The following is a 7,318-nucleotide window of genomic DNA, read 5'->3' as shown; positions in this document are numbered from 1 at the left end:
GTCCCGGCGGATCCACAGTGATCCGCCGGGACCGCCGCCCCCGTACATTCACTACATCAACCGGACTGTGTGAAAAACCAAACATCCTGTGCCGAATCGACAAGTCACTTGGAACCTGTGGGCTAAAGTGGTGCTCATGCCCAAGGCAGCTCACACCACTCCGACCTCCCCGCATCCGGCCGAATCCCGACCCACCTCGGCCGATCGCGTTGAGACCGCACGCCGTCTCAAGGCGGGCCAGGCCATGTTGTCCAAGGTCACCCTGCAGCGCATTGAGACCAAACTGCCGTGGTTCCGCCAGATGAACAACGCCGACCGCGGTTGGGTCGTGGTCCTCGCCAATTCCGGGATCTCGTCCTTCATCGACTGGTACAAGAACCCGGCGGCCCCGCTGAAGGTCATCGCGGACATCTTCTCCTCGGCTCCGCGCGAGCTGGTCAGAGCGGTCTCCCTCCAACAGACCCTGCAGTTGCTGCGTGTGGTCGTCGAGGTCGTGGAGGAGCGGGTGACCGATCTGGCCAGGCACTCCGAACAGCGCGAGCTGCGCGATGCGGTCCTCATCTACAGCCGCGAGATCGCCTTCGCCGCCGCAGATGTCTACGCCCGCGCGGCCGAGGCCCGCGGCAGTTGGGACGCCCGTCTGGAGGCGCTCGTCATCGACGCGCTGGTCCGAGGGGATTCCGTAGACGAATTGGCCAGCCGCTCCGCGGCTTTCGGTTGGCGCAGCGAGTCCGAAGTCTGTGTGCTGATGGGCCGCGCCCCCAAGCGGCGCCCGCGCAAGGCCATCGACGCAATCCGGCAGGCCGCACAGAAGTGGGCGGAGGATGCGCTCGTGGGCATCCACGACGACCGCCTGCTCGTCGTCCTGGGCGGCCCCACCGATATCGCGGGGGCCGCAGACGCTCTGGCGGCCCACTTCGGCCCCGGGGATGTGGTCATCGGGCCGATGGTGCCGTCCCTGGCCGAAGCGGGCACCTCGGCCAACGCCGCGGTCTGGGCACTGCGCACCGCGCAGGCCCGCCCCGCCACGCCCCGTCCGGTTCAGGCGGACGATCTGCTGCCCGAGCGCGCGATTGCCGGTGACCCGCAGGCCGTGCGCACCCTGTTGGAGCGCTACTTCGAGCCCCTGGCCAGTGCCAATGGCCAATTGCTGACGACGGTGGGGGCGTATCTGGAGTTCGGCGGTTCACTCGAGGCCACCGCGAAGGTGCTCGACGTCCACCCGAACACCGTGCGTTACCGCCTGCGCAAGATAACCGACGTGCTCGGCCTTGACCCCACCCACGCCCGGGAGGGTTTCGTCCTGCGGATCGCATTGGTCTACGGTCGACTGTCCGAGGCCGGTCAATTGTCGGCATGACACAAGAATCGAGCCGGAACCACCGTTCTGCACTAGTTTGAGAATGTTGTCTAGTCACCAAAGAGAGTGAGCAACGTGTTAGTCATTGCATGCCCGGGTCAGGGCGCCCAGAAGGCCGGTTTCCTATCTTCCTGGCTCGAGCTGCCCGGGTTCCGGGCCAGCCTGGAGGAACTATCCGAGGCCGGTCGGATCGATCTGGCTGCGCACGGCACCGAATCCGACGACGAGACGATCAAGGACACATCGATCGCCCAGCCACTGCTGGTCGGTTCGGCCATTGCGGCCTATCGGGAGATCACCCGTGACCTCCCCTCCCCCGATTTCCTCGCCGGCCATTCCGTCGGTGAGATCGGTGCCGCGGCGCTGGCGGGCATCTTCGATCCCGCAGACGCGATGCGCTTCGTCCACATCCGTGCCACCGGCATGGCCGAGGCCTCTGCTGCGACTCCGACCGGCATGGCCGCCGTGGTCGGGGGCGTGGCCGAGGACGTCATCGCAGCCATCGAGGCGGCCGGCCTCGCCCCGGCCAATGTCAACGGCGGCGGCCAGATCGTCGCGGCCGGCGCGCTGGAGGCCATCGCAGCCTTCCAGGAGAACCCGCCGGAGCGGGCCAGGGTGATCCCGCTGCAGGTGGCCGGTGCGTTCCACACCTCGTATATGGCCTCGGCACAGCCCGCGTTGGCGCGGTTCGCGGCCGATGTCACCGTGCACGATCCGCAGATCACGATCCTGTCCAACGCCGACGGCGCCGCCGTGGCCGATGGCCGGGCGTACGTCGACACGCTGGTCAGCCAGGTCACCCACCCGGTGCGCTGGGACAAGTGCCAGGAGACACTGCTGGCCGCCGGTGTGACCGGCCTGCTCGAGCTGGTGCCCGGCGGCACGCTGACCGGTATCGCCCGTCGCGCGCTCAAGGGCGTGGAAACCTACGCGGTGAAGTCGGCCCAGGACCTCGACGGCGCACGGGCGTTCGTCTCCGCACACGCCGGCAAGTGACCCCCATCCCCCAGCAAGGAAGTACTTCTCTCATGCCCACCCTCAAAACCGCTCAGGCGAACCGGTTCTCACGGATTTCCGGTATCGGCGGCTACCGTTCCGAACTCACGGTGACCAACGACGATATCGTCGGGCCCATCGACTCCTCCGACGAGTGGATCCAGCAGCGCACCGGCATCATCACCCGCCATCGGGCCGACAAGGACGTCCAGGTGCTCGATATGGCGGAGGAGGCCGCGAACGAGGCTATCGCCAACGCCGGTCTGAAGCCCGCCGATATCGATGGCATCCTCATCGCCACAGTCACCTTCAGCATTCCGACGCCGTCGGCTGCCAGCGCGCTGACCGCCAGGCTCGGCACCGGAGACGTGCCGGCATGGGACATTTCGGCCGCCTGCGCCGGCTATTGCTACGGCATCGCCCAGGCGGACGCCCTCGTGCGTTCGGGTGTGATGGACAACGTCCTGGTCATCGGCGCGGAGAAGCTCTCGGATTACATCGACCCGACGGACCGTTCGATCTCCTTCCTGCTGGGCGACGGCGCCGGCGCCGTGGTCGTGAGCGCCTCCGAGACCCCTGGAATCGCGAAGAGCGTCTGGGGATCCAAGGGAGAGAACTGGGAGACCATCCGGCTGACCAACAGCTTCCTGGCCCTCAAGGAGGATCCCAGCACACCGTTCCCGACCCTGCGCCAGGAGGGGCCAAGCGTCTTCCGCTGGGCGGTCTGGGATATGGCGGAGGTCGCCAAGCAGGCCCTGGTTGAAGCCGGGATCGAGGCGTCCGACCTGGCTGCATTCGTTCCACACCAGGCCAATATGCGCATCATCGACGAGCTGGCCAAACAGCTCAAACTGCCGGAGTCCGTGATCGTCGGCCGTGATATCGCCGATAACGGCAACACCTCGGCCGCATCGATCCCGCTGGCCACAGAACGCCTGCTGCGCGAACACCCGGAACTGCACGGCGGCCTTGCCCTGCAGATCGGATTCGGCGCCGGGCTCGTCTACGGCGCGCAGGTCGTCGTCCTTCCCTGAGCACCCCGGATTCTGGGCAGATCACCATATTCGCGTATTATTCATCGGGGACAACTCGTCGAATATTCGTTCCACACCACGGTCACATGCGTGTGACCACACTATAAGGAGATATTCCATGGCTAACACTGAAGCCGAAGTTCTGGCCGGACTGGCCGAAATCGTCAACGAAGAGACCGGTCTGGCGACCGACGCCGTCGAAGCAGGCAAGTCCTTCACCGATGACCTGGACATCGACTCGATCTCGATGATGACCATCGTCGTCAACGCCGAAAAGAAGTTCGGCGTGAAGATCCCCGATGATGACGTCAAGGACCTCATCACGGTTCAGGACGCCGTCGACTACATCGTCAAGGCACAGCAGGCCTGACCCAAGGTCGAGCGGGACGGCGGCTTGACTGCCGCCGTCCCGCTGTTTTCCCTTCCCGACTATTCGACGAGGTATAACCAATGACTTCTCAAGTTGTCATCACCGGCATCGGTGCGGTCACGCCGATCGGCACGACCGCGGCCGAAACCTGGGACGCCGCGCTGGCCGGCACATCCGGCGCGCGCACTATGGACAACGACTGGGCGGAGAACTACGGCATTCCCGTGAACTTCGCGGCGACCGTCGACCAGTCGGTGGTCTCCGAACGGCTGAGCCGTGTGCAGGCCAAGCGGTTGGACCCGTCCAGCCAGTTCGCCCTGATCTCCGCAAAGGAGGCCTGGGAGGACGCCGGTCTGGAAGAGGTGCCGTCCGAGCGCCTCGCCGTGTCCTGGGGTACCGGCATCGGTGGCGTGTGGACCCTGCTCAACGCATGGGACACCCTGCGGGAGGAGGGATCACGTCGGGTGATGCCGTTGACCGTCCCGATGCTCATGCCCAATGGCCCCGCCGCTGCGATCGGCATGGAGTTCGGCGCGCGGCGCGCGGTGCAGACCGCGGTCTCCGCCTGCGCCTCCTCTACCGAGAGCCTGGGCCGGGCCTTCGATCTCATCACCTCGGGGCAGGCCGATGTCGTGGTCGCCGGTGGATCCGAATCTGCGATCCACCCGATCTGCATGTCCGCCTTCTCCTCGATGCGGGCCCTGTCGCGGCGCAACGATTCGCCGCAGACCGCTTCACGCCCCTACGACAAGGACCGCGACGGGTTCGTCATGGGCGAGGGCGCCGGCGCACTGGTGCTGGAGACGCGCGAGCACGCCGAGGCACGTGGTGCCACGATCTACGCGGAGCTGGCAGGCTGGGGCATCTCCGATGACTCCTACCACATCACCGGTACCGATCCTTCGGGTGACGAGGCCCTGGCCGCCATGCAGGAGGCGCTTGCTCAGGCGGGTCTGGCCGCCGCTGACATCAAGCACATCAACGCGCACGCGACCTCCACCCCGGTGGGAGACGTGCCGGAGTCCAAGGCGATCAACCGTCTGCTCGGCGAGCACGGCCAGGACGCCATCGTCTCCGCCACCAAGTCGATGACGGGCCACCTGCTGGGCGGGGCCGGAGCGGTCGAGGCCATCTTGACCGTGCTGGCCCTGAAGAACCGCATCGCGCCACCGACGATCAACATCGAGAACATGGATCCGGAGATCGACCTCAACGTCGCGCGTGACACCCCTGCCGAGCTGCCGGCCGGCGATATCGCAGCGCTGAGCAACTCGTTCGGGTTCGGCGGCCACAACGCCGTCGTCGCGTTCAAGTCCGTCTGATTTCTCGGCACCGCTCAAACGGACTGCGGGCCCCGTACCTGGAAAGGTACGGGGCCCGCAGTGTATATCCGGTGAGCTGTTCCTTAGCCGACCTTTGACAGCCAACGCACGGGAGCACCTTCACCGGCGTGACGGAAGGGTTCAAGTTCGTCATCCCACGCAGCACCGAGCACCTTGGACATTTCCTCTTCCAAAGCGCTGAAGTCACCGTTCGCCCTGCGCATGGCATTGCGAACCGTGTCCTCCGGTACGACGATGTTGCCAAAGGCATCCGTCAACGCGTGATAGACGCCAAGGCCGGGAGTGTGAGACCACCGAGAGCCGTCCTGACCCTCGCTGGGCTCCTCCGTGACTTCGTAACGCACTCCCTCCCAACCGCGCAGGGCGGAAGCGATCTTCGCACCGGAACCCGCTGGGCCTCGCCAGCAGATCTCAGCGCGGAAGGTACCGGGGGCCGCTGGCTGCGGACTCCAGTCGAATTTCGCCTGAGCACCGATTGCGCCCCCGGCCGCCCATTCGATATGAGGGCAGAGAGCACGCGGAGCAGAGTGCACGAAGAGCACACCTTCAGTCATATTCATTTTCTACCTCCCACTGTTCCGGATACGTCTTCCCCTACGGATCCGAAAAGAGGCACGCGATAATCCTACGACACCCACTGTATAGCCACAACAGGCTATCCGGGCGGCGCTCGACCATATATCCGACCGGAAATCCGAATGGGGCGCGCGGATATGAGTCCACGGCCCACTGCTGCTATGATCGAACGCGGTGTGCGCAATACGCAAACACCCTGCGCCTGTAGCTCAGCTGGTTAGAGCAGGGGACTCATAATCCTTTGGTCGTGGGTTCAAGTCCCACCGGGCGCACCAGATGCCGCGCCGGGCGCGCTACGCCTCGGGCCGCAGCCGGGTCAGTAGGCCCTTGGCCGCGTCGACGACGGCATGGACGTCTCGTGTGACATAGGCCTCGTATTCAGTCCTGCCGTCGGAACCCGGGTTGGGCATCCTGTGCGCACTGATCATCGAGCAGCCGTCCGCTGCCAACAGCAACACGCAGTACTCTCCGCGCAGTGCGTCCGAATCGTCCAGAGGGGCACTGCGAACCCCTGGGACCGGGGCCTCCCGCAGACCTCCGGCGAATACCCCAACGAATCCGCAGGAGTCCCGTAGTCTGATCAACCGATCGGCCATCGGCGCAGTGAGGTCCTCGTCATCGGCGAACACCGCCAAGCACATACCTGTACCCCCGGTGGACTGTGCCCGGGAGAGAACCGTCTCCATATGGGCCGCCAGCAGCTCCTCCCCCATCACCAACGGATCGCGTCCCAGGCCCTGGGCCACCGAGTACGGCGTACCGGTGATGAGAGCGTTGCGCGTGGTGTGCAGGGATACCGGATCGTCGGGCGGGCTGGCGACCGGCTCCGGGGTGGCCGACAGCGCACCGTAGAGTGAGCCGGAGACGAACCGGGCGCCCAGGGCATCGACCAATTCCAGATCGGCCTCGGTTTCCACTCCTTCGGCAAGGATCACGGCCCCCGTCCGTTCGACGTGGGACATCAGCGCATGCGTCAGCTCTGCCAGATAGTGAGGATCGCGAATCTGCAGCACATCGCGATGCAGGCTCACCACCGATGGATTGACGACCGGGATGAAGCCGAGCGTCTCGGAGGTCAACCCGACGGAGCGCACCCCGATCCCCCAGCCCAGCGTCCTGGCCTGGCGGACCGATCGCAACACAACCGCAGGGTCCCGCGCGATCGACGCCGGGTCCAGCTGCAGGATGACCGACCTCTCGGGTTCGTCGGTCCGGTCCTCGAGCAGGGCCAGCGAGGCGGGTTCCGCCGTGACGAACAAGCGGGTGTGCCGGGGCAACCCCGCTGCTTCCGCCGCACGCAGTCCGGACGCACGGAAGGAGGCGTCGAAGTCCCCCACCATCGGGGAGTCACGGACTGCGCGCCGCAACTGGGATGTATCACCCATATCCGGCTGCGGATTCTCATGGTCGACGTGCTGTAACCGATAACCGGCCTGTTGCCCGGTCATGTGGTCGATGACCGGGGCGAAGTACGTATCGACCAAGCCGGACCTGATGAGACGCTCAATATGGGCGGTCTGTTCGTCGACGTGCGGACCCGGTCCAGTCATGCTGTTTCCCTCCAGGGCTCACCTTGTCTTGCTCCCTCATCCTCTCACAGGGCAGGCCGGGTGCCCGTGGGCATCGGTACGGGTCCGGG

Annotated in this window: 7 protein-coding genes and 1 tRNA gene; 6 read left to right on the top strand and 2 right to left on the bottom strand. The window is 65.7% G+C overall.

The features are described from left to right. The first annotated feature begins 136 nt into the window (after positions 1-136). The 5 genes from NQ036_RS14190 to fabF all read left to right on the top strand — a co-directional run bounded on the left by NQ036_RS14190 (position 137) and on the right by fabF (position 5,082). Positions 137-1,360 (top strand): CdaR family transcriptional regulator, encoded by a 1,224-nt coding sequence (locus NQ036_RS14190; RefSeq protein ID WP_257049699.1) that lies wholly within the window; start codon positions 137-139, stop codon positions 1,358-1,360. Positions 1,361-1,435: 75 nt separating this feature from the next. Continuing rightward, positions 1,436-2,356, top strand: coding sequence for an ACP S-malonyltransferase (locus NQ036_RS14185; RefSeq protein WP_257049701.1), 921 nt, complete (start codon positions 1,436-1,438; stop codon positions 2,354-2,356). Positions 2,357-2,388: 32 nt separating this feature from the next. Beyond that, complete coding sequence (locus NQ036_RS14180; protein WP_257059717.1) at positions 2,389-3,390, top strand: beta-ketoacyl-ACP synthase III; 1,002 nt, start codon at positions 2,389-2,391, stop codon at positions 3,388-3,390. Between the two features lie 118 nt (positions 3,391-3,508). Then, positions 3,509-3,760: an acyl carrier protein gene (locus NQ036_RS14175; RefSeq protein WP_257049697.1), complete on the top strand. Its 252-nt coding sequence runs from the start codon at positions 3,509-3,511 to the stop codon at positions 3,758-3,760. Positions 3,761-3,840: 80 nt separating this feature from the next. Continuing rightward, the gene (gene fabF / locus NQ036_RS14170) at positions 3,841-5,082 is read left to right on the top strand and encodes a beta-ketoacyl-ACP synthase II (RefSeq protein ID WP_257049695.1); all 1,242 of its coding nucleotides are present in this window, start codon (positions 3,841-3,843) and stop codon (positions 5,080-5,082) included. An 83-nt stretch (positions 5,083-5,165) separates the two neighbouring features. Here fabF and NQ036_RS14165 read toward each other — a convergent pair whose 3' ends face one another. Beyond that, on the bottom strand, positions 5,166-5,657 hold the full coding sequence (locus tag NQ036_RS14165) for a DUF3145 domain-containing protein (RefSeq protein ID WP_257049693.1): 492 nt from the start codon (positions 5,655-5,657) through the stop codon (positions 5,166-5,168). A 220-nt stretch (positions 5,658-5,877) separates the two neighbouring features. On the opposite strand from NQ036_RS14165, the gene NQ036_RS14160 reads away from it, so the two are divergent. Further along, positions 5,878-5,954 (top strand) — tRNA-Ile (locus NQ036_RS14160). A gap of 18 nt (positions 5,955-5,972) precedes the next feature. On the opposite strand, the gene NQ036_RS14155 is transcribed toward NQ036_RS14160, so the two are convergent. Next, positions 5,973-7,229 carry an EAL domain-containing protein gene (locus NQ036_RS14155; protein ID WP_257049692.1) on the bottom strand — a complete coding sequence of 419 codons (1,257 nt, stop codon included), beginning with the start codon at positions 7,227-7,229 and terminating at the stop codon, positions 5,973-5,975. Positions 7,230-7,318: the final 89 nt, after the last annotated feature.

This window comes from Brevibacterium sp. 91QC2O2, assembly GCF_024580695.1.
In the GTDB taxonomy this organism is placed as follows: Bacteria; Actinomycetota; Actinomycetes; order Actinomycetales; family Brevibacteriaceae; genus Brevibacterium; species Brevibacterium moorei.
This window is presented reverse-complemented; position numbering and strand designations above follow the sequence as displayed.

Bases quoted from the DNA above. Each gene is read 5' to 3' on its own strand.
- NQ036_RS14190 (WP_257049699.1), top strand. From the start codon at position 137: ATGCCCAAGGCAGCTCACACCACTCCGACCTCCCCGCATCCGGCCGAA.
- NQ036_RS14180 (WP_257059717.1), top strand. From the start codon at position 2,389: ATGCCCACCCTCAAAACCGCTCAGGCGAACCGGTTCTCACGGATTTCC.
- NQ036_RS14175 (WP_257049697.1), top strand. From the start codon at position 3,509: ATGGCTAACACTGAAGCCGAAGTTCTGGCCGGACTGGCCGAAATCGTC.
- fabF (WP_257049695.1), top strand. From the start codon at position 3,841: ATGACTTCTCAAGTTGTCATCACCGGCATCGGTGCGGTCACGCCGATC.
- NQ036_RS14165 (WP_257049693.1), bottom strand. From the start codon at position 5,657: ATGACTGAAGGTGTGCTCTTCGTGCACTCTGCTCCGCGTGCTCTCTGC.
- NQ036_RS14155 (WP_257049692.1), bottom strand. From the start codon at position 7,229: ATGACTGGACCGGGTCCGCACGTCGACGAACAGACCGCCCATATTGAG.